Raw genomic sequence first — 20,778 nt, forward strand, 5'->3', positions numbered from 1 at the left:
CGCTCGTATTATTGGCATCTTCAGCCACAGACTATAACCCTAAGATGAACCAAGATTCTGATCACAATTCAGATAGACAAGCTAATAATGGCGATATCCCTCCGCGCACCAGCAGAGCTGATTGGGCTTCGCCCACCGCCAGAGGCGAGCGTCAAGTAATTCCTGGGGATAACTCTTCAAAAAGTGCTCGCTTAGGCAAGCCAATAATAGCTCCTGGAGGTTGTTGGCGTAAATTAATTTTTATCATAGCTATTTTACTTTTAGGTAGTGCTGGGGGTGGTTTAATTTATGGTTGGCAGTTTGTACAGCACAAATTAATTCCTTTGATTGAAAAGGAAGCGGGGAATTATCTTCATCGCCCCTTAGAATTGGGAGACCTAAAAGCAATCTCTCCCATCGGCGCGAGTTTTGGCAGAAGCGCCCTACCTGCTACTACTGATAATCCCGATTTTGTCAAAGTAAAAAAAGTGAAGGTAAACTTGGCACCACTTTACTTTTTACGTAAGCGCAAACTTAAAATAGACATTATTTTGATTAAACCTGATGTCTATATTGAGCAAGACGAATCTAAACTGTGGACTCCCACCGATTTTGGTTCAGAGGATGATTCAGGAGGAGGAATACAAGTTGAGGTACAGTCAATTCGACTTCACCGAGGTAATCTGACATTAGTTGCCTATAATTCCGAGCAAAAGCAATTAAACCCCCCTGTTAGGGCCAAATTGGATAAACTGATTGTCCGTCCTACTAATGATGACCAAACAATCAAGTTTGATGCTACTGCCAAATTAGTTGAAGGTGGTAGATTTACTGTTGATGGTCAAGGATATAACGAGACAGGCATAATTGATTTAACTTTGGTAGCGCGACGGCTAGAAGCGTCTGAAGTAAGTAATTTACTAGCATTGCCAATTGAATTGGAGCAGGGCAAAATTAACGGCAAGCTCGGTGTTACTCTAACTGATGCTCCGATCCCCGAGTTAAATGGCTCCTTAGACTTAGACGATGTTAGTCTGCAAATTCCTGAACTAGTACAACCCTTCAGTAAGAGTAATGGCAAGATGCACTTTCAGGGATCAAAAATTGAGCTTGACAAGATAAGGACTAATTTTGGTGAAATATTGGGGCTAGCTTCTGGTTCACTTGATTTGGCTGAGTCGGGAAATTATCAAATTAATGCTCAGGTAAAACCAGTAACCTTTACCAAAGCCCTCGATGCTTTAGAATTAGAGGCTCCTGTACCACTTAAAGGCAAAATAAGAGGAGATGTAGCAGTTCGAGGAGAGTTGGAAAATCCTTTAATCAAGTTAGATCTTGCTACTACTGGCTCTAGTCGCATCGATAAGTTGGATTTTAAGCAAATTGATGCTGATTTAGAATTAGTGGGTTCAACCTTATCCGTCAATCAATTTACTAGCTTACCTCGGTCTGGAGGAAAATTTGAGGGAAACGGAAAACTCCAGTTAGATGGACTACAAAATCTAGCTTTTAATATCTGGGCGACCAATGTTTCTGGGAAGGCGATCGCCCGTAGCTACAATAACAAGTTACCTGTAGATCTGGGTTTGATTTCTGGTCAAACTCAACTATCTGCCCAAGCTGGAGACTTATCAACCCTGCGTTTACGAGCTGGGGAGGCTCGTTTTCCTTTAGGTAATGGCATGGTTCAGGTAGATAAACTTAATTATGGTAATAGTGTTTGGTCATCTAAGCTAACCTCATCAGGGGTAGAGTTTGGCAGTTTGCCTTTTGGTAAGGGCAGTGCTCCCACTATTGCTAAAGGCTTGGTTAATGGTGTGTTTGATGTCTCAGGTACCAAAGATCTGAGTAATTTGAATCAAGTTAAGGCTCGTGGTAAAGCAAATTTAAGTACTGTAGGGGGTAAGATACCTATACCCAAAATTAAAATAGCTGATGGTCATTGGCAGGCAGATGCTAAAACCAAGAATTTAAAATTACAGCGTTTGTTTCCCGATTTGCCTGATGAATTTAACGACAATCTCAGTGGTGATTTTTATCTTACGGGAAATATTCCTGATGATGCTCAACCTCGAACTTTGATTAATGGTTTTGGAGATTTAGCCCTGGCACAAGGCAAAGTTAAAGTAAATGACTTAAAAATAGTTGAGCAAAATTGGACAGCAAATGCTCAAGGAATCGATCTCCAACTAAAAGAATTGAGTTCCACTACTCCCGATCAGTTTGCTGGGTTAGTCAATGGCAAGATCAAGTTAGCCGGAACTACAGATGATATTACACCTGAAGGGATTAAAGCTAAGGGACATGGCAGTTTAACTCTGCCAGAAGGAGTTTTTGCCGCAGAAGAATTAGCGATCGCCAATGGTCAATTTAAAGCTCAAGTAATTCCCCGAGGGGTGGATTTAAGTCTCTTTGCCGATCCTAATTCCGACGATCTAGAACTTAACGGGGAATTAGGAGGACAGTTAGAGGTAACTGGTAAGGTAGATAACCTAAGTCCTACGGCAGTGGCTGCTAAAGGTAAAGTTAACTTTAGCCAAGGAATCGATCTCTTGGAACAGTCCTTTGGAGCAGAAGTAGTATGGGATGGCAAACGATTAGATGTATTGCAAGCCAAGGGTGATGACTTAGATGCCCAGGGTTATATTAAACTAGACGAGTCATTTTTTAGTGATATTCCCGATAAATTGGCAGCAGTAGACTACTTTGAGTTTGATGTCTCCCAAGCACAATGGATCGATATTAGAAAGTTGCGTTTAACTCTTCCTAGCTGGGCAACTAATCTTGACTATTCAGGTAGAGGTGATTTTTCAGGACAAATTAGTGGTGTTCCATCTGCCATGGAAATAAATGGCGACTTGGGTTTAAGAAATTTTAGGGTAGAAAATATCGATTTTGACCCTTTACTGGCAGGAAAGGTACAAGTATCTCCCATAAAAGGAGCCAAGCTTGAATTAAAAGAAGTTTTGACGTTTTCTGCTTTCTCTCCCTCCAGCAAAGATACGGTTTCGGGATCTAAGTCTCAAGATAAGATCGAATTGGTACTAGATTCTAATTTCTCCCCAGTAGCATTTGCGATCGCTCATGATGATCTTGCTGTAACGGGGATAGGCAAACGAGAAATAGTCGAAATTACCACGCAAAATATTCCTGTGAAATTGCTGAAAACCATTGCCCTCAAAAGTGATGATTTTGAAGTACCAGAAAATGTTGCCGTTCAACCTATAGACGGTCAGCTTTCTGGAGACTTTGTTTTTAATCTCAATACTCTGGCAACCTCAGGAGAAAATGTGGTCGTCGATTCGCCTACCTTTGCCAGTATTAGGGGTGATCGTCTTCAAGGAAATTTTCAATTTGCCGACGGTTACTTTGCTATTCAAGATGCGACATTTAAGCAAAGAAATAGTATTTATCAGTTAGAAGGTAACTTAATTCAAAAACCAGACGATATCGAAGTTGATGGCCAAGTTTCCATTGTAGGGGGGCAGGTTCAAGATATTTTAATCGCTCTGCAAATTTTTGAATTGGCAGACTTTAATCGTATTTTTAGCGATCGCAACTATGGAAATTCAGCGGATTTATACCAGTCCACCACGCCACCAAATCAACCACCCCTATTTAATGTGGGATTAAAAGATGCTCAAATTATGGAACAGTTGCAATTGTTATCAGCAATTCAAGCTTGGTTAACCTCCGTTGAGCAACAGCGACAAACAGCTTTAATCCCACCAATCAAAAACTTAAGGGGAACTTTTGATGGTCAAGTGAATGTATCTGGTTCTTTAGATAGGGGATTAAATTCAGAATTTGAATTTCTTGGGGAACAGTGGCGTTGGGGGAATCTAATTAGTCAACAAATTATCGCTAGAGGCAATCTCAAAGAAGGAATATTAACCCTGTTGCCAGTTTCGATTCAGTTTCAAGATGCAACTGTTCAACCTCAAAAAAATAAGAATCTAGATTCATCTTCTACCCTTTTATTTACAGGTACGTTTGGCGGAGAAACTCAATCGGGACAATTTAGACTAGTAGAAGTTCCAGTTAAATTAATTGAGCAACTCTTTTCCTTACCCTCAGATTTTGCTTTCGGCGGATTAATTAATGCAACTGCTAGTATTGCCGGCTCGAAAGACGATCCTCAAGCTAGAGGAGAAATTAGAATTGACAATGCATCCCTCAACCAAACTTCAATTCAGTCTACTAAAGGTAGCTTTAATTATAATGATGCTCGCTTAGACTTCTCTGCCAGTAGTGTTATTGCCGAAAATGCCGAGCCTCTTACTATAACAGGTAATATTCCCTATCAACTGCCTTTTGCCCAAGTTAAACCAGATAGCGATCGCTTAGAGCTACAATTAAGCGTCAAAGACAGAGGCTTGGCTCTGTTGGATATCTTTTCTGGAGGAGAACTTAAGTGGATGGATGGCAAAGGAGAAATTGTCCTTGATATCTCTGGTATTCTCGAAGCCAATCAAACTTTTCCCCGGCAGCTAGTAGCTCAGGGGAAGGCTACAATTGCCAATGCCACGATTACCGCCAAAAGCTTACCCAAGAATCCATTTACTAATATCAATAGTCAAGTCTTTTTTGATCTCGATAATATTCGTGTTGATCGTTTGCGAGGGAGCTTTGGTGGAGGTGAAATTTTAGCAGCGGGTACTATTCCTTTTACTAATGGGGTAGCAGCCGATCCTCTGACAGTTAATTTGAATGATATTAGTGTTGATATTCCCAAACTTTATAATGGAGGTATTAAAGGCAAACTAAAGATTTTAGGTAAAGCAACTGAACCAAATATTTCTGGAAATCTCACTCTTTTTGACGGTACTGTTTTGTTGGATAGTGAAGCTCCTACGGGTGAGGATGAGGTAGTAAATAATAAAACGCAGGAGATTAATGCCATCAGTAGACGTAGCGGTCAAACCGATCAAGGAATCGCGGCAGTCACTCAGTACAAAAACCTGAAACTAAGATTAGGGGAAGATATTCAAATCAGCCAACCACCAATTTTTACTTTTTTGGCTACTGGAGCTTTAAATGTCAATGGAACTTTTCTACAACCTAGTCCTGAAGGGACAATCAATCTACAACGAGGTCAAGTTAATCTGTTTACTACTCAGCTAAATTTATCACGAGACTATCAAAATACGGCTCGTTTTTCTAGTAACAATCTCCTCGATCCCTTTTTAGATGTATTATTAGTTGGTTCGGCCCTAGAAACTACAGGTAGAAATATTCCCAGTGAGGTTTTGCCCACAGAAAGACCTGATGTCTCTAATATAGGAACTTTAGAAACTGTCAGAGTTTCGGCGAAAGTTAAGGGACTTACGAGCCAAATTACTAATAAAATTGAACTGACCAGTAGTCCTCCCCGTAGCCAAGCAGAAATTGTCGCCTTATTAGGGGGCGGATTCGTGGAAAACTTAGCCAATAGCAATAGTACCTTAGGATTAGCTAGTCTAGCTGGTTCAGCACTGTTTGGTAGTTTAAATTCTGAATTTAATAACGCTTTTCCTATCGGTGAATTACGTCTATTTCCGACCCAAATTATTGAAGATGAAGAAAATCCAGATGATGGTAGTCGTGATGGATTGGCAGGGGAGATTGCTTTTGACTTAATTGATAATTTTTCTTTTTCGATACTGAAAATTCTTAATGTTGATATTCCTGCTCAGTTTGGGTTACGCTATCGGCTCAATAATAATTTTGTTATTAGGGGCTCAACTAATTTTGAAAGCAAAGGTAGCAGGGCACTAATTGAATTTGAATCAAGATTTTAAGTAGTTAAGTTTAATTTTCACTCTAAAGAAAAAGTTACACTTTATACAAGTTAGCCTTGTTAATTTCAACTCTTTTAACTATCCGCTATTCTCTATCAGTTTTTGATTAACAACCTTTTTTAAATCATATTAAACGTAAGTTTTATTTTTTCACTAGTTGGTATTGCTAATCTTTTAATATTGTAATAACCATGCATAATTTAAAAACGCAATGCCTATAATAAAAATATAGTAGATATCATTAATCTGATTTTTTAACATGAACCAGAAAAGACAAGAGGTTGATCCTGGAATTGCCTATATTTTATGGGCCTGTGGTTTTTTGGGATTTTTTGGCATCCATCGTTTCTATACGGGTAAGGTAACAAGTGGTTTGCTCTACTTTTTTACCCTAGGTTTTTTTGGTATTGGTCAATTTGTTGATTTGTTTCTTATCCCTGGTATGACCAGAGAGAGAAATCTATATCTTCTATATGAAGCTACTGTTAAATCCCACGCAGAAGCTCCTAAGGTAACTTTGGTCAAAAAGGAAGATACTGACCCCATGTTAGTTTTACTTAAGGCAGCAGCAGCACAAAATAATGTTTTGTCTGTAGGACAGGCAATGCTGGCAACTGAATTACCCATAGAAAAAGTTGAAAGCTTATTACAAAATGCTCTCAAGCAAGGATTAGCTCATATAGATAACGATGAAAAAACTGGTGCAGTCAGATACTATTTTGATGTTTAAATCTAGTAGACTTGCCTTTAAGAAAAGTATAGATAATTATTACAAAAAGATCTTTTTTGCATAACTTGTAGGGTTAAAAACCAAGTAGTAAATCGAGTTTTTTCTCTAGATATCAATACGATTTATTACTTGGTTGAACTAGGATAAACTTTAGAGCTTTTTGGTAAATCACCATTAAAAGTCTCAGGGCTAGATATTTTTGAGTCTAAATATTCAGGATTTCCGCAATCAATTGTTACTGTGCTTATTCTTGATTTGAAGTTTTGTATGACTCTCTAATTTTCACCGTCTAGGGCTATTTCAACTTTACCACCATCTTGCCAATATTTTTGCCTTCAAACAGACCGATGAATGCGCTAACAGCTTGGTCAATCCCAGTCACCACTGTTTCTTTACTTTTTAGTTTACCAGCTTGGACATAACCGCCCACTTCCCGTTCAAATTCACTCTGGTGATCGAGCCAATCACTAACAATTAAGCCTTTCATCGTTAATCGTTTGGTAGTCATATTAGGAAGATTATGCGGTGCAGACGGTGGCTCGGTCGCGTTATAGCTTGCAATACTGCCACAGGCGATGATTCGACCATGCGTCCGTAAAACTGAAAGAGCAGCTTCGAGCATCTCGCCACCTACATTATCGAAGTAGACATCAATTCCATCTGGCGCAGCCGATTCTAGCTTTTCGAGGACAGAACCGCTTTTGTAATTAAAAGCTTCATCAAATCCACAGTATTCCTTAAGATATTCAATCTTTGACGATGAACCAGCAGTTCCTATAACTTTACATCCCCGTATTTTTGCCAGTTGTCCAGCTACACTTCCAACCGCCCCAGCCGCGCCCGAAATGAAAACTATGTCGTCCGCCTTGACCTCGACTAAATTTAATCCTACCCAAGCGGTCATGCCAGTTGACCCTAAAGCACCGAGGTAAATCGAAAGTGGTTGAATTTCCTGCTCGACTCGATGCAAATCCTGGGGTGCAGCGATGAAGTATTCTCGCCAACCAAAGTTAGATGTAACAATATCACCTGGTTGGAAATCTTGCGTGCGTGACTCGATCACTTCGCCTACTGCTGCACCTGTAAGGGGCTCACCTAACTCAAACGGCGGAATATAGGATTTTTCCTCATTCATACGACCGCGCATGTATGGATCGACCGACATATAAAGGTTACGCACCAGCACCTGCCGATCTTGTAGTGGCTCTAGTTCGGTTTGAACCAGGTCAAAGTTATCCTTCGTGGGCATTCCCTCGGGACGAGAGATTAACCGAATTTCCCGACTTTTGATAGCTGTCATATTTTTCTCCTGATTGATGATAATTGCAGAACACAGTGATATATATCCGTACAAAGTTACGTTAGGACAAATTTATTTGATTGCTCGTAAGTAAAGGTGCGACCCCGCGTTATGCGGAGCGGTATACCACAAGGGCACAATGTCCTTTAGGGCGACGTAAGGCGTTTACCCAGGAGCGTTATCTAGGCAAGGGAATGCGCGACCGAAGGAAGTCCTTTAGGGCACCTCCCGAAGGGTGAGTAACGAGTAACGAGTAATGAGTGTCCTAATAAAAGTTCGTATTGCTATATATTAATCATATAGAAAACGAACCAGAGTTAGCTAGTTGGCGAGAAGCCCCACATCTCTATTACGACAGCAATGAGTGTGGGATGAATCGCCAGTAATAGACTAGCTATAGGAGAATCTTGATTTTCTATATATTTTCTCAGTGTTGAAATAGTAACTCCACCACATGACGCGAGAAAGTAGCTACTATCCCAAACCACTTTCTTTTTATAGTATGTTTTCTCTAGTTCTGGTAAAAATTCTTGCCTCAGCTTACGACTAGAAATACTTTTAAGGCTATTAACCAGTTTGCTTAATTGTATTTCTGGGTGGTATTGAAAAAGCAAGTGTGCGTGGTCACTCTCTGCGTTGAACTCAACGATTTTGCCGTCAAATTTATCCAACAAAGATTCCCAGATTTCATGAAGCCTATCTATCATTGGCGCAGTCAAAACTTTACGTCTGTATTTGGTTGTTAAAACTAAATGAGCTTTTAAATCAGATACAGAACGCCCTCTTGATACAAAATCTTTCTTCATGAATAGGTGGAGATAAATATGTTAATATCAGTGTATCAGAATAAACAACTCTAATTTTGCTATACAACTACCAGTACCGACTAAGACCAACTACAGAACAAAAGCTTGTCCTTAATGACTGGCTTCGTATCTGTCGGTACTGGTACAACCGCCAACTGAGAGAAAGGTTTGATTGGTGGTCGAAGAATCGTAGCTACACTGACCGATGCCCATTAATCTGTCATTTGCCACAGTTAAAAGAAAAACCTGAATATTATGGGCAAAAAAAGCAGCTACCAATAATCAAAAAAGATTTGGTTTCTGTTGGCTGGAGTGGTGAATTGTTGGACTTCAATTCTGTTCCCTCACAGACTCTGCAAGAGGTGTGCAAACGGGTGAAACTAGCTTTCAGTCGTTTCGTATCGGGAGACAAAAACGGTAAGCGTTCGGGCAAACCAAGATTCAAAATAAGCGTACGTTTCAGATCGATGGTTATGAGCGGGGTAAAGCTTCATTCTTGTTCTGTTGGTGGTAAATGGCTGCATATTAATTTGCCAAAAATAGGTATGGTCAAGGTGCGACATCATAGACAACTGGTTGATGGTGCAACATTAAAGCAAGCTCAGGTAATCAAGAAAGTCGATGGTTGGTACATCAACCTAAGATTACAAGACGATTCTGTTCCTGATTTCCAGCCCGATATTACTCCTACTTGGGATAACTCATTGGGCATGGACGCTGTTCTTCATGAAAATGACTATTTGGCTACGAGCGAAGGCGTTAAATTACCTAGTCTTAAGTCATTTCGGAAATCTCAAGGCAAACTAGCCAAGATTCAGGCGCGTAAATCTACAAAAAAACGAGGTAGTAAATCTCGTCGTAAGCTGGCGAAGCGCGAAGCCAAGCTACATCAGCAAATAGCGAGAGCTAGAAAAGATCATGCCTACAATACTGCCCAGGCTCTCCTTAATACTGGCAAAAAAGTTTTCTTTCATGAACAACTCAATCTTGCTGGGTTGAGTCGGAGGAATAAAGTTAAAACTGATGAGACGGGTAAGTTTTTACCTAATGGACAGTCAGCTAAATCAGGACTAAATAAGTCTTGGGCTGATGCTGCCTTTGGTCAGTTTTTCAACATACTGAAGTTCAAAGCCGAGAAAGCTGGTGCTTTGGTAATACCTGTTAATCCACAATACACATCTCAATTGCTGCCGTACAAAGATGAATTTGTTTTTACCGATTGCAGCATCAGAGAATATTGGGATGAAGAATATCAACTTTTGGTAGACCGAGACATCTCGGCTGGAATAAATACCAAGAGGGTTGGACTGGATGTGTTTCCAACTTTAAAACGGCGTAAAGGGAATCCAGTAATAGTCGCATCTACTACTAATAGTACCTTGAAGCAAGTTCTCTCTGTCCTTCGGGATTTGGAGAAGCCTACATCTGTACCCGAAGGGTCAGTGTAGGTACATCACCGAAGAAAATTCGTGATTTATTTGATCGAGAAATCTATTCTCGGTTTAAATAGTCTTTAGTGGGCTTGATTGCATGAATTAATAATGATTGTCAAAGGTTGCTCGTCGATCGCTCAATTAAAACAAATTTCCATCTTTAAAGATTTAGTTTCCACCCAACTAGAAAGTCTTATTCCCTATAGTTGTGTTCGAGAATATCAATCAGATGAGATAGTAATGCAAGAAGGCGATCACATCCCGCAACAACTTCATGCTCTAATTACGGGTAGACTGGAAATCAAAAAAATTGCTGACAGTGGTAAAGAAACAGTCGTGCGACTCATTCCAGCAGGAGAACTCTTTGCCGCACCAGCTATTTTTGGCAACGGATTGTCCCCCGCAACGGTAATCTGTCAAGTAGAATCGCAAATATTAACGATCAACCGCGAAGCTTTATTAAAAGCGATCTCTCACTCACCAGAAATTAGTTTAAGAATACTAGAAGTATTTAATCAAAGACTACAACAACTCCACAATACAGTACACGGACTAATTTCTGAACGGGCAATAATGCGTTTAGTCAGATTAATTGAATATTATCGCGATCGCTATGGCACTCACACAACAAAAGAAGGAGATTGTTTGAATCTAAAATTGCCCTACTATCAAATTGCTCGCAGTATTGGTATTACCTACGAAGAATGTGTGCGTTTGTTTAAAAAATTGCCAGGAACGGTGATTTATCGAAGAGGCGGAACAATTATTATTCGAGATTGGGGAAAATTAGAAGAGGTAAGTAAAATCCGATCTAAACCTTAGCTAATAGCTCTCTAAAACGCCTAATGTGAATTAATTTTGATTACCATTTACATCGGAAGGTTCTTGTTCTAAAGTTTCTACCATTTGTTCTAAAGTTTGTTTAGATTCGTCGTCGTGATAATTAAACGGAAGTAATTTACTTGCCTCTTCCGCAGCTAGAGGTCGACCAAACCAAAAACCTTGCATATGTTGACAATTTAAACTACGCAATAAATCAATTTGTGCTTGGGTTTCCACTCCTTCAGCCACTACCCTAAGATTGAATCCTTTGCCTAATTCTATTAATGCTGCAATAATCGCCACATCCTTAGGGTTATCAGTTAATTGTTCAACTAAAGAGCGATCTATTTTTAAAGTACTTAAAGGAAATTGTTTAAGATTTTCCAGGTAAGAAAAGCCAGCAGTAAAATCATCAACAGCAATATGTATTCCTAAGGCATGTAATTGCTGAAGAAGATGCTGACTATGTTCAATATTTTGAATCAAACTGTCTGCACTAATTTCTAATTCTAATAAATTAGATTCTAAACCGGTTTCTGACAATATTGCGCCAATTTTTTGTACTAAATCGGGCTGTTGAAATTGAGCAGAAGATAAACTCACTGTCATTTTTGATGCAGGTAATCCCTGGGATTGCCATGCTTTATTCTGGTTACAGGCTGTGCGGATTGTCCATTCTCCAATCGGCACAATAAGTTTAGTTTTCTCGGCTGCTTTAATAAAATTATTAGGAGCGACTAAGCCTAACTCTGGATGTTCCCAACGTAATAAAGCCTCAATTGCTTCTAGTTTTCCGGTATCTATATTGATCTGGGGTTGATAATACAGCCTAAATTCTTCTCGTTCTAGAGCTTTTTGCAGCAAAGCTTCTAATTCTAGGGATACTAATGCCTGGGTATTCATGGCAGCATCATAAAATTGATAACTGCTTTTATTTTGGTGAGCACGATCTAGTGCTGTATTGGCATTAGCTAAGAGAATTTCTTCATTAGCGCCATCTTGAGGGTAAATGGCAATACCAATAGTGGTGTTGGCGGTAGCATAGGTGTCACCAATTTTAAAAGATTGCTTGATAGATTTTTGAATTCGTTGATTTATTCGGGCTACTTCTTCTACACCACTAATTTGAGGCATTAGTAGAGCAAACTTACCTTCTTGCCAATGAACCACTGTATCTCCAGAACGCAAACAGGTACTTAATCTTTGACCTAAATTGGCTAAAAATTGGTTACTTTTCTGAATGCCAATCGTAGCGCGAATATCAGGTAGAAAATCAATATTACAAAACATCACTGCTAACAGTTTTTCGCTTCTTCTAGCATTGGCGATCGCCGTCAGTAATTGTTGATTAAATACGTCTCTCTTGGATAAGTCAATCCCCAAGATATTGCTAGCATTTTCTGGAAGATGTTGGCGTTCAGTCAGTTCATGTATGACTAGACAAATTTTTTCGCTTAAACCAGAATTAATAGAGTCAATTTTGACCTGAGCTTTGACTATATTGCTATTATGATGACGTAATAGGCACTCTCCCCAAAAGCTATTTTTTTCAGTGATAACTCTCTGTAAAACTGCTGACAGTTTCTCCGATTCGCAACTTAGCTCATATATATTCATTTGCAGCATTTCTGTGGCAGAATATCCTAACAAATCGCTACAAGCAGAATTTACTTCAATGATTTTTTTAGTAGCTATATCAACAATAATAATTCCTTCAGAGATTTGTTGAACTATGCTATTGTAAAGTGCTGTTTTGTGTTCAAGTTTAGTTTCTAAATTCTTTTGCTGAGTTATATCTACTATGAAATTTATAATTGCTTGATTATCTGGTAAATAGTGAGCATTTTGCAGAAAAACCCGATCGCCAACCTTAACTTCTCTAGTGATAATATTTTTATCTTGATTTTGATATTCAAAAATTAGGTTCTCAAATAAAGGATGGTTGAGCTTTTGATGATAGATATCTTTAAAGTGAATCAGACCAGCCGAATTTATATAGGTGATATTTCCTGATAAATCTATTTCGATAATTGGCTGAAAACTCAATTCACCAAGGGAAGTTTGATGTGAAGATTCCCAAGATTTGCCAGTATGGAGAGCCTCTGGAGGTGAAGCAACAATTGTATCTTTATTAGTGAGAGTATTTTTACTTACTTCCAGCCTGGTAGCATTATCGTTCTTATAATTAGCGGGGGAGTTTTGATCTGCTTGGCTAATAGAGATTTGATATCTAGCCTGAGCATCTCCACTAAATTGGATCACATCTCCGTGTTTTAGTTCATGAACTAAGCTCTTCTTACCATTGATATAAATTCCATTACGACTTCTATTCCCTTGCAAATCTCCATCTAAGATCCAATAAGAATACTTATTCGTTTTTGCATCTGTTCTTCTAAGTAAAGTAGCGTGATTACGAGAAGTTTTTTGACAAGAAAGAACAATATCATTACTTGAATGGCGACCAATAGAATAAGTAGCACCATCGAGGGGAATCTCCCTTTCAAAAGAGGGATCTTCAATTACTAACACATGGTGTAACTGAGCTAAACTATCCATCGTCTTATCTAGGTTATATTGTTGATCCATATTGCTCTTAGCATCAATTAAAGTTACTTTAACCATTTATTCAGTTGAAACTTTTATCAACACCAGCACCGCTCAAAAACCATGTAGCAGAATATGTTTTGGCTGCTCGTGATTGTTCTCTAACTGATGTACCAGCTATTAGATATATTTAGTATTATTCAAAGTATTGCTTGCTCTTCATAACAATTAATTATATTGTTCCCGAAAGCCAGAATAAAATATCAGCTAGAACCAATGAATTATCTATCTCGCTCAAATACTAGTAATTTTTCGGTTAGCTAATCACATTGAGGAAGCATAGGCTGGGGTGGATGAATAGTTAATTAATTCATGTTGGCAAGGGTTTGGAGCGCAGCAATCGCAGGTATTAATGCCATCAAGGTAGGTGTAGAAGTTGATGTTTCTGGTGGACTGCCCAAGATTGTCATTGTGGGATTACCGGATGTGGCAGTGCAAGAATCGAGAGAGAGAGTTAAAGCTGCTCTCAAAAATGCTGATTTTGCCTTTCCAGTACGTAAAATTGTGATTAATCTCACTCCCGCAGATTTACGTAAAGAAGGACCATGCTTTGATTTGCCTATTAGTATGGGTATTTTAGCCGCATCAGAACAGGTAGATCCGCAGTTGTTAGGAGATTATTTGTTTTATGGTGAAGTTTCTTTAGATGGTACTTTAAGACCAGTATCTGGAGTACTGCCAATTGCTGCCGCTGCTACCAATATGGGAATTGCTGGATTAATTGTGCCTCGCGGCAATGCTCAGGAAGCAGCAGTTGTCAAAGATATTGCAGTATATGGATTTGACAATCTCAAGCAAGTAGCAAGCTTTCTCAATCAACCAGATAAGTATCAGCCCATCACAGTAGAACACCAACTTCCATCCAGCCTATCTCGACCGCCAATACCTAATCTCAAGGACGTTAAAGGTCAGGTTCACGCCAGACGAGCCTTAGAAATTGCCGCAGCGGGAGGACATAATCTAATATTTGTTGGTCCCCCTGGTAGTGGCAAAACAATGCTGGCTAAAAGACTTCCAGGTATTTTACCAAGTCTTTCTTTCCCCGAAGCATTGGAAGTTTCCCAGATTCATTCTGTTGCTGGTTTGCTCAAAGATCGAGGACGATTAATTACAGAAAGACCGTTTCGTAGCCCTCATCATTCGGCATCTGGTCCTTCTTTGGTGGGAGGTGGTAGCTATCCACGCCCTGGTGAAATCTCCTTAGCCCACAAAGGTCTGCTTTTTTTGGATGAGTTGACAGAGTTTAAACGCAATGTACTGGAATATTTGCGTCAACCTCTTGAAGACGGTCAGGTAACGATTTCCCGTACTCGACAATCGGTAGTTTTTCCGGCTCAGTTCACCTTGGTTGCTAGTACAAATCCCTGTCCCTGTGGTTATTTTGGCGATCCAATTCAAAACTGTACCTGTTCTCCTCGGCAAAGAGAAAATTACTGGGCAAAATTATCTGGACCGTTAATGGATCGGATTGATTTGCAGGTAGCGGTTAACCGTCTTAAACCAGAAGAAATGACCAGACAAACTTTTGGAGAGGATTCTCAAGACGTGAGAGAAAGAGTGGTTACTGCCCGAAAGCTAGCAGAAAAGCGTTTTCAGGGGGAAACCGGAATTAGCTGCAACGCCGAAATGCGATCACCCCACCTGCGAGAATTTTGTATCTTAGATGATGACAGCCGCAATTTATTAGAAGGGGCAATACGCAAACTAGGTTTATCTGCTAGAGCGATGGATCGGGTGTTAAAAGTATCTCGGACTATTGCTGACTTAGCAGGCGATCGCCACTTACAAAGTCATCATTTAGCAGAAGCCATTCAGTATCGCACCATAGATAGAATGCAATAGCGGATATTTATATTTATAGGGGCGAACGGCGATTCGCCCTTACAAAAATTTTATCTTTCTATTAGCCAGAACTTGCATCTGTTAATTTAGATTGTTTTACCTTGGATAAAATTTTGTCTTTGAGCTTTTCGAGTTCGGTTTTTAAAATTTCTTTGGCTAAAGTAACATCACCGACACTTCTTGTTACCTGACTCAAATTAGCCCATTGCTCTAGCATCTTACGATTCTGAGCATTAATTACTGAACTAGCTACATGTTGGCAACGACTGGATTGATTAAGAGCATAAAATAAAATACGATATTTGCCCTGTTCTGAGAGCGATCGACTAATTTGTTGTCCTTTATTAGATTTAAGGTCAAGGTAACATGAAAGCCATTTAGGACCATGTTCGGCATTGTATAGCAGAGTAATCCAGAGCAACATTGGATGTGGATAATTTAAGTATAAAAACTGGTTATAGCAAATGCTCGCAATTCTATTGTGAATATCCTCTTGGTCTAACATGACACAAAGTACGGGAGCTTCTCCTAAAGGAGTAGAAATTAGTTGCGCAAATACAATTTTGCGCAAAGGCTTATTTTGAGGCCAGGTCGTTTGAAGACATATTTCTGTGATAGAAGATTCGGTATTTAAAGTTTTATCGACAGCTACTTGTGTCTGATCATCATGGATCAATAAATTGCTAGGATTTGTGATGTGATCAATCGGTATTGACTCTAATGATTCTAATGACTCTAAAATATTTAAAATTTCTCTAACGCTTTGAGGTCTATCTTCTCTTGCTTTAGCTAGACAGCGCAATACTAAGGTTTGTAGTTTTTCTGGGATCTGAAGTTGATGGCTAAATGGCTCTGGTTTGAAGTTGTGATGTGCCTGATACCATCCACCGAAAGAAGAGTTTTGAGGCAATAAAGGCATATCCATAGTGAGCATCTCATACATCATGACTCCCAAGCTGTAGATATCAGAACGATTATCTAATTCTTGTCCTTCCATTTGTTCGGGAGAACAATAAGCTAAAGTCCCCATAAAAGATTGGGTTTGGTTGGCACTGGCTTGGATTAACTTGGCGATGCCAAAGTCAAGTATTTTAGCAACTTCTCCCAGGGTAGGATCTTGAACTACTATTATATTACTAGGCTTGATATCGCGATGAATAATGCGACAGAGTTCTCCGTTTAGATCAATACCTTGATGAGCAGATTCTAAACCCAAACAAACGTGACGAATTAAGGTTAAAAACCTGTCCAAAGTTAAAGGATTAAAGCGAATTACTTCATTAAAGCTTGCTCCGGAAAGAAATTCCATCACATAAAAAGGTATATTATTTTTGTCTACACCATAGTCTTTGACCCTAACTACATGAATACTTTTTTCTCCCAATAGTGCCGAAATTGTTGCCTCGCGCTCGAAACGCTCGCGCATATTATCATTTAGCAGTGCTTGAGATAAAAATTTGACTGCTACGGTAACACCACCTAAGATAGTGTCCCTGGCACGATAAACTTTTCCCATAGCACCTTCGCCCACTAAATCAGATAGCTGGTAACGGTTAGCAAGTAATCGACCGTGATTAAGATCTTTATTCATACTTATACAATAAGAACTAATTTGAGAAAATTTAAAATCAGCTCTTTTGAATTCCAAGATACTATTAACGTTTGAGAGTGGCTTCGATAGTACTTTTTAAACTATGACCTTCTAAAATACTGCTGGTGAAATGATATGTATTTTGATCTATGCAGTAATAAGAGTCTAGCCCTCTAGAGTTTTTGGCAGTACCCATAAACCAGTAATACTGAATAATTGATTGAAAACCGAGCCGCCCCTCTCCCTCAATATTCCCAAAAAGGCTGTGTTGTGAAACATAGGTATAGTATTTTTCTTCGTAATTTAGGTTGCCTCGACATTCGTAAATAATTTGGGTCGCTGTTTGATCATCACAAGTCAAACTAGTAGTCAATTTAAACCAGTTTTCTCGCTTCCAGCTAATTTGAATATTTCCCTGGAGCGGAACAAGTGCAGAATTGGATTTTAACCAATGACCATCAACATTCCAGTACCCCGACTCTAATAAGAAACTATGAGCCACAAGCCTATCCTCATAATTTGTATATGGTAATTAATATATTTATAATTCATATTTCATTGGCTCTGATCTATGTAATCTACGGTACGTGAATATCTCCTAGTAGCATTGCTCTGGCTGCTCCTGTAACTTGAGGTAAGTTACCAGCAATAGAATTAACCCGCCAGTACGCCAATATAGCAAAAGCGATCGCCTCTTTGAAATTGCCATCAATTCCCGATCGATCGGTAGTAGTAATCTTTGCCGATGTTAACTTAGCTTGTAGGCGTTGTCTCAAATATAAATTTCTACTACCACCACCACACAGTAAAACTTCGTCGGGCATCTGGGGTAAAAACTGCTCATAGCTATGGGCAATCGAGGCTATTGTAAGTTCTGTAATGGTAGCAAGGCGATCGCTATCATTAAGCTGTGCTTGCTCCATATCTTGCCAACACTGATTTAGGTAATCTTGACCAAATAATTCTCGTCCCGTAGATTTCGGTGGAGACTGCTGAAAAAAATCCTGCTGTAACCACTGAGCAACTAATTGCTGATTAGGAGTTCCCTGGGCTGCCCATTGACCATTATGATCATAAGTTTGCCTACCATCTGTTAAGCGAGCAACTGCTAAATCCAATAAGGCATTTCCTGGTCCTGTATCCCAGCCACGGATTTGTTGCTGCCAATTTAATTCTTGGTTTGGTGGTAAATATGCCACGTTACCAATACCACCAATATTTTGAATTGCCCTAGTTTTGGTAGGATGAGACAGTAAACAAGCGTCTACTTTTGGTACCATAGGTGCACCTTCTCCGCCAGCAGCGATATCTGCTGCCCGAAAGTTACTGATAGTTTTGATTCCCGTAAGATGAGCAATTAATTCTCCTCTACCAATTTGTAAGCTATAGCCTAAATTCTTATCAGTTCCTTCTATTAAGGGTGGTCGATGATATACAGTTTGACCATGAGAACCAATTAATTTGGCTGGAGATTTCTGAGATTGGATCTTTTGGGCAGCCTGCGCAAAGTTTAAAGCGATCGCATCATCTAAACTAGCTAACTTATCGAGGGAAATGGGCTTGCCACTGCACACTGCCAGTATTTTTGCCCTTAGTTCTTCAGGATAAGCAAAAGTTTCTCCTGCCAGTAGCTCAACTTTAAGATCTGTTTCTTGACCACTAACTTCTATTAACACGGCATCAATACCATCAACAGAAGTTCCACTCATCAACCCGATAATTTTCATTTATAGTTTGATTATTAATTATTAGTTATTACTTGCTTATTTTATTTTTCTTGATTATTAATATTAAATTGTTGTGGTCAATAGATAATTGGTTGCCAATGACAAAATCAAGAGATTTAATTTGTTTTTTAGAGTTATATGCTTTCCATAATTCAGGTTGATATTGATTGCCAAATAACTCGGCTGGTTTACTATATTTTCCATAAAAATGAAAATTCCAGTTTTGAGGATTAAAATCACTTAATGGCACCCCAGAATCATCCTGTAATAAATATTTGCTTCGAGATAAGATTAATTCTTTAATGCTAGAGAAGCGATCAAAATGCATTAAATAAGCTGCTGATTTCAGATAAGTAACTATATTATGCCGACTGTCAATAAATTTACTCAATTCTGGATTTTGAGCTAATTCTTGATTAGATAGATTGCTTGAAAAATAATATAAGTAATTTAATTCAGTGTTAACTGGAGTAAGAAAAGTTATTTTAACTCCTGTAAGCATTCCTGGTTGTTGAGGGATAATTATTCCTGCTTCGTTAAGACTAATATGCTCTATATTAACAATGCGATTATTGCTTCTGGCTATCAAGACACATAAAGCAGGTAGAGCTTCTATAGTTTGTAAATTGTGAATTTCCTCAGTACGTAAGGAATTATTCGATAGAATATGATAGAGATAAGTTCTTGCTTTTTGTAATTCTTGTCGAATTTGCTGCGGTTTAGCTTGGACAAAATCAACTAAATTTCCTACAGGATATGAGTCAATTAATATATATTCTTTACTGTGAGGAAATAAAGTATAAGTGTGGAGAAAATCTGCACGACTAAAAGGGTATAAAACTGTGGTGCGATCGCCAATGATTGGAGATAGCTCGGTTTGTTGCCAATAACGAATTTTCGCTAGATGTTGAGATTCTAGTTGTGACCAAGCATTGCTGAGAAAATCAATATGCGAAGACCAGGCAGCTAAATTCTTTACCTGAGCTAACTGACTGTAGTTACTGATACGCATTCCTGCCAGTAGCTTTGCAGTATCAGTCAATAAGTCGGATTTTTGCCGATCGTATTCTGACGGCTGGTTAAATAATTCTCGCTCCTCGATATTATTTGATTTCTGGTCTGTAGCGTTAGAAGGGATTTTTTGGGGTTCCTGAGAGAGATTGACAAGTTTGGCTAGCCGCTGAGGAGTCTTTACGGCAGAAGAGACGTTACAAGATTGCAGCAAAATCAAGCAAACAGAAGCCATGCCAAGTTTGAGAAATAGTCGATATTTTCTACCAATGCTTGCTATTCGTAGTCTACATAAATATGAGTGTAGCGATGACATAGGACGAATAACTTGATTTGTTAGTGACTAACCGTTGTAGCCTACAAACCAATCAAACCGCAAGGTTTAATTATCATCTGTCATAACTATTACCAAAAGCTCACAAGTTCTTCAAAATTTTCGCCTAATCTAAAACTAGAAAAGAAAACAACAATTATTAATTAATAAATATTTCGAGAATAAATGGTGCATCTAGAGTTAGATTTAAATAGTTATTAGATTAAAATAGTCGCTAAATAAAGAGGTAAAAAAACATGAAAATCTTTACATGGATACAAGACACATTTCAATATCTTGTTAACGGAGTTGCAAGACTTTTTGAACCTACTGACGATGACTATCCCAATACAGGAGTTCAACCTTTTAGTGGCGATCCTAGTAATGATCAAGAATAATACTTTTAGTACTATGATGATGTGATAAGAAAAATAAAGATTGATTTTCCAATGACCAGCTAGTAGAATTAAAAATTTTCTACTAGCTTTTTATTTGCTTAGTTATTAGTTATCAGTGCTTATTGATATGGCAGTGAGCCAAGGCAAAGAAATCTCTATTCGTGGGAGTGTAGTTAATGTTTTATCTCGTAAACGAGTAAAAGAGGGGCTATATTCCGCAATCGATCCCCTACAATCAGATTCTAAAATGCTAACTTCTCAAATAGTTAGCGATCGCTAAAATAACTCAAATAATTTTGGCATGAACTTAAAAAAGGGAATCAAACTAATTGAGGAAACAGAAGGAACTGGAAATCGTGTTCAACGCCATCGATATTATATACTCGCAATTCGCTTGACCCTGAATAAAGGTGATGTGGTAAAAGTTCCGCATCAATGCTTA

General features: G+C 38.8%; 15 protein-coding genes. 8 read left to right on the top strand and 7 right to left on the bottom strand.

Annotated elements, in window-relative coordinates:
- Positions 1-44 precede the first annotated feature (44 nt).
- Both PLEUR7319_RS0121395 and PLEUR7319_RS0121400 read left to right on the top strand, forming a co-directional pair.
- The gene (locus PLEUR7319_RS0121395) at positions 45-5,759 is read left to right on the top strand and encodes a translocation/assembly module TamB domain-containing protein (protein WP_144054354.1); all 5,715 of its coding nucleotides are present in this window, start codon (positions 45-47) and stop codon (positions 5,757-5,759) included.
- Between the two features lie 259 nt (positions 5,760-6,018).
- Positions 6,019-6,489, top strand: coding sequence for a TM2 domain-containing protein (locus tag PLEUR7319_RS0121400; RefSeq protein WP_019507277.1), 471 nt, complete (start codon positions 6,019-6,021; stop codon positions 6,487-6,489).
- Between the two features lie 295 nt (positions 6,490-6,784).
- Here the strand turns inward: PLEUR7319_RS0121400 and PLEUR7319_RS0121405 are convergent, their stop codons facing one another.
- The gene (locus PLEUR7319_RS0121405; protein ID WP_019507278.1) at positions 6,785-7,789 is read right to left on the bottom strand and encodes a zinc-binding dehydrogenase; all 1,005 of its coding nucleotides are present in this window, start codon (positions 7,787-7,789) and stop codon (positions 6,785-6,787) included.
- A gap of 80 nt (positions 7,790-7,869) precedes the next feature.
- Between PLEUR7319_RS0121405 and PLEUR7319_RS41410 the strand changes: the two genes are divergently transcribed.
- On the top strand, positions 7,870-8,028 hold the full coding sequence (locus PLEUR7319_RS41410) for a hypothetical protein (RefSeq protein ID WP_158441869.1): 159 nt from the start codon (positions 7,870-7,872) through the stop codon (positions 8,026-8,028).
- A gap of 78 nt (positions 8,029-8,106) precedes the next feature.
- On the opposite strand, the gene tnpA is transcribed toward PLEUR7319_RS41410, so the two are convergent.
- A complete protein-coding gene (tnpA, locus tag PLEUR7319_RS0121410) occupies positions 8,107-8,595 on the bottom strand; it encodes an IS200/IS605 family transposase (protein WP_019507279.1) in 489 nt (162 codons plus the stop codon).
- Positions 8,596-8,651: 56 nt separating this feature from the next.
- On the opposite strand from tnpA, the gene PLEUR7319_RS0121415 reads away from it, so the two are divergent.
- A complete protein-coding gene (locus PLEUR7319_RS0121415; protein ID WP_026102685.1) occupies positions 8,652-10,043 on the top strand; it encodes an RNA-guided endonuclease TnpB family protein in 1,392 nt (463 codons plus the stop codon).
- A 93-nt stretch (positions 10,044-10,136) separates the two neighbouring features.
- Entirely contained in the window at positions 10,137-10,850 is a 714-nt protein-coding gene (locus tag PLEUR7319_RS0121420) for a Crp/Fnr family transcriptional regulator (protein ID WP_019507281.1), read from the top strand.
- A gap of 30 nt (positions 10,851-10,880) precedes the next feature.
- On the opposite strand, the gene PLEUR7319_RS0121425 is transcribed toward PLEUR7319_RS0121420, so the two are convergent.
- Positions 10,881-13,472, bottom strand: a complete 2,592-nt coding sequence (locus PLEUR7319_RS0121425) for an EAL domain-containing protein (protein WP_019507282.1) — start codon at positions 13,470-13,472, stop codon at positions 10,881-10,883.
- Positions 13,473-13,766: 294 nt separating this feature from the next.
- On the opposite strand from PLEUR7319_RS0121425, the gene PLEUR7319_RS0121430 reads away from it, so the two are divergent.
- Positions 13,767-15,296, top strand: a complete 1,530-nt coding sequence (locus PLEUR7319_RS0121430; RefSeq protein ID WP_019507283.1) for a YifB family Mg chelatase-like AAA ATPase — start codon at positions 13,767-13,769, stop codon at positions 15,294-15,296.
- 61 nt (positions 15,297-15,357) lie between these two features.
- Here the strand turns inward: PLEUR7319_RS0121430 and PLEUR7319_RS0121435 are convergent, their stop codons facing one another.
- The 4 genes from PLEUR7319_RS0121435 to PLEUR7319_RS36305 all read right to left on the bottom strand — a co-directional run bounded on the left by PLEUR7319_RS0121435 (position 15,358) and on the right by PLEUR7319_RS36305 (position 19,860).
- Positions 15,358-16,887: a serine/threonine-protein kinase gene (locus PLEUR7319_RS0121435; RefSeq protein ID WP_019507284.1), complete on the bottom strand. Its 1,530-nt coding sequence runs from the start codon at positions 16,885-16,887 to the stop codon at positions 15,358-15,360.
- Positions 16,888-16,951: 64 nt separating this feature from the next.
- Positions 16,952-17,389, bottom strand: a complete 438-nt coding sequence (locus PLEUR7319_RS0121440; RefSeq protein ID WP_019507285.1) for a hypothetical protein — start codon at positions 17,387-17,389, stop codon at positions 16,952-16,954.
- Positions 17,390-17,465: 76 nt separating this feature from the next.
- Positions 17,466-18,614 (bottom strand): anhydro-N-acetylmuramic acid kinase, encoded by a 1,149-nt coding sequence (locus PLEUR7319_RS0121445; RefSeq protein ID WP_019507286.1) that lies wholly within the window; start codon positions 18,612-18,614, stop codon positions 17,466-17,468.
- Between the two features lie 28 nt (positions 18,615-18,642).
- A complete protein-coding gene (locus PLEUR7319_RS36305; protein ID WP_019507287.1) occupies positions 18,643-19,860 on the bottom strand; it encodes a hypothetical protein in 1,218 nt (405 codons plus the stop codon).
- Positions 19,861-20,195: 335 nt separating this feature from the next.
- On the opposite strand from PLEUR7319_RS36305, the gene PLEUR7319_RS36310 reads away from it, so the two are divergent.
- Both PLEUR7319_RS36310 and PLEUR7319_RS41415 read left to right on the top strand, forming a co-directional pair.
- A complete protein-coding gene (locus tag PLEUR7319_RS36310) occupies positions 20,196-20,336 on the top strand; it encodes a hypothetical protein (RefSeq protein ID WP_019507288.1) in 141 nt (46 codons plus the stop codon).
- A 127-nt stretch (positions 20,337-20,463) separates the two neighbouring features.
- A complete protein-coding gene (locus PLEUR7319_RS41415) occupies positions 20,464-20,616 on the top strand; it encodes a hypothetical protein (protein WP_019507289.1) in 153 nt (50 codons plus the stop codon).
- Positions 20,617-20,778 lie beyond the last annotated feature (162 nt).

Origin of the sequence: Pleurocapsa sp. PCC 7319 (assembly GCF_000332195.1) — a bacterium.
In the GTDB taxonomy this organism is placed as follows: domain Bacteria; phylum Cyanobacteriota; class Cyanobacteriia; order Cyanobacteriales; family Xenococcaceae; genus Waterburya.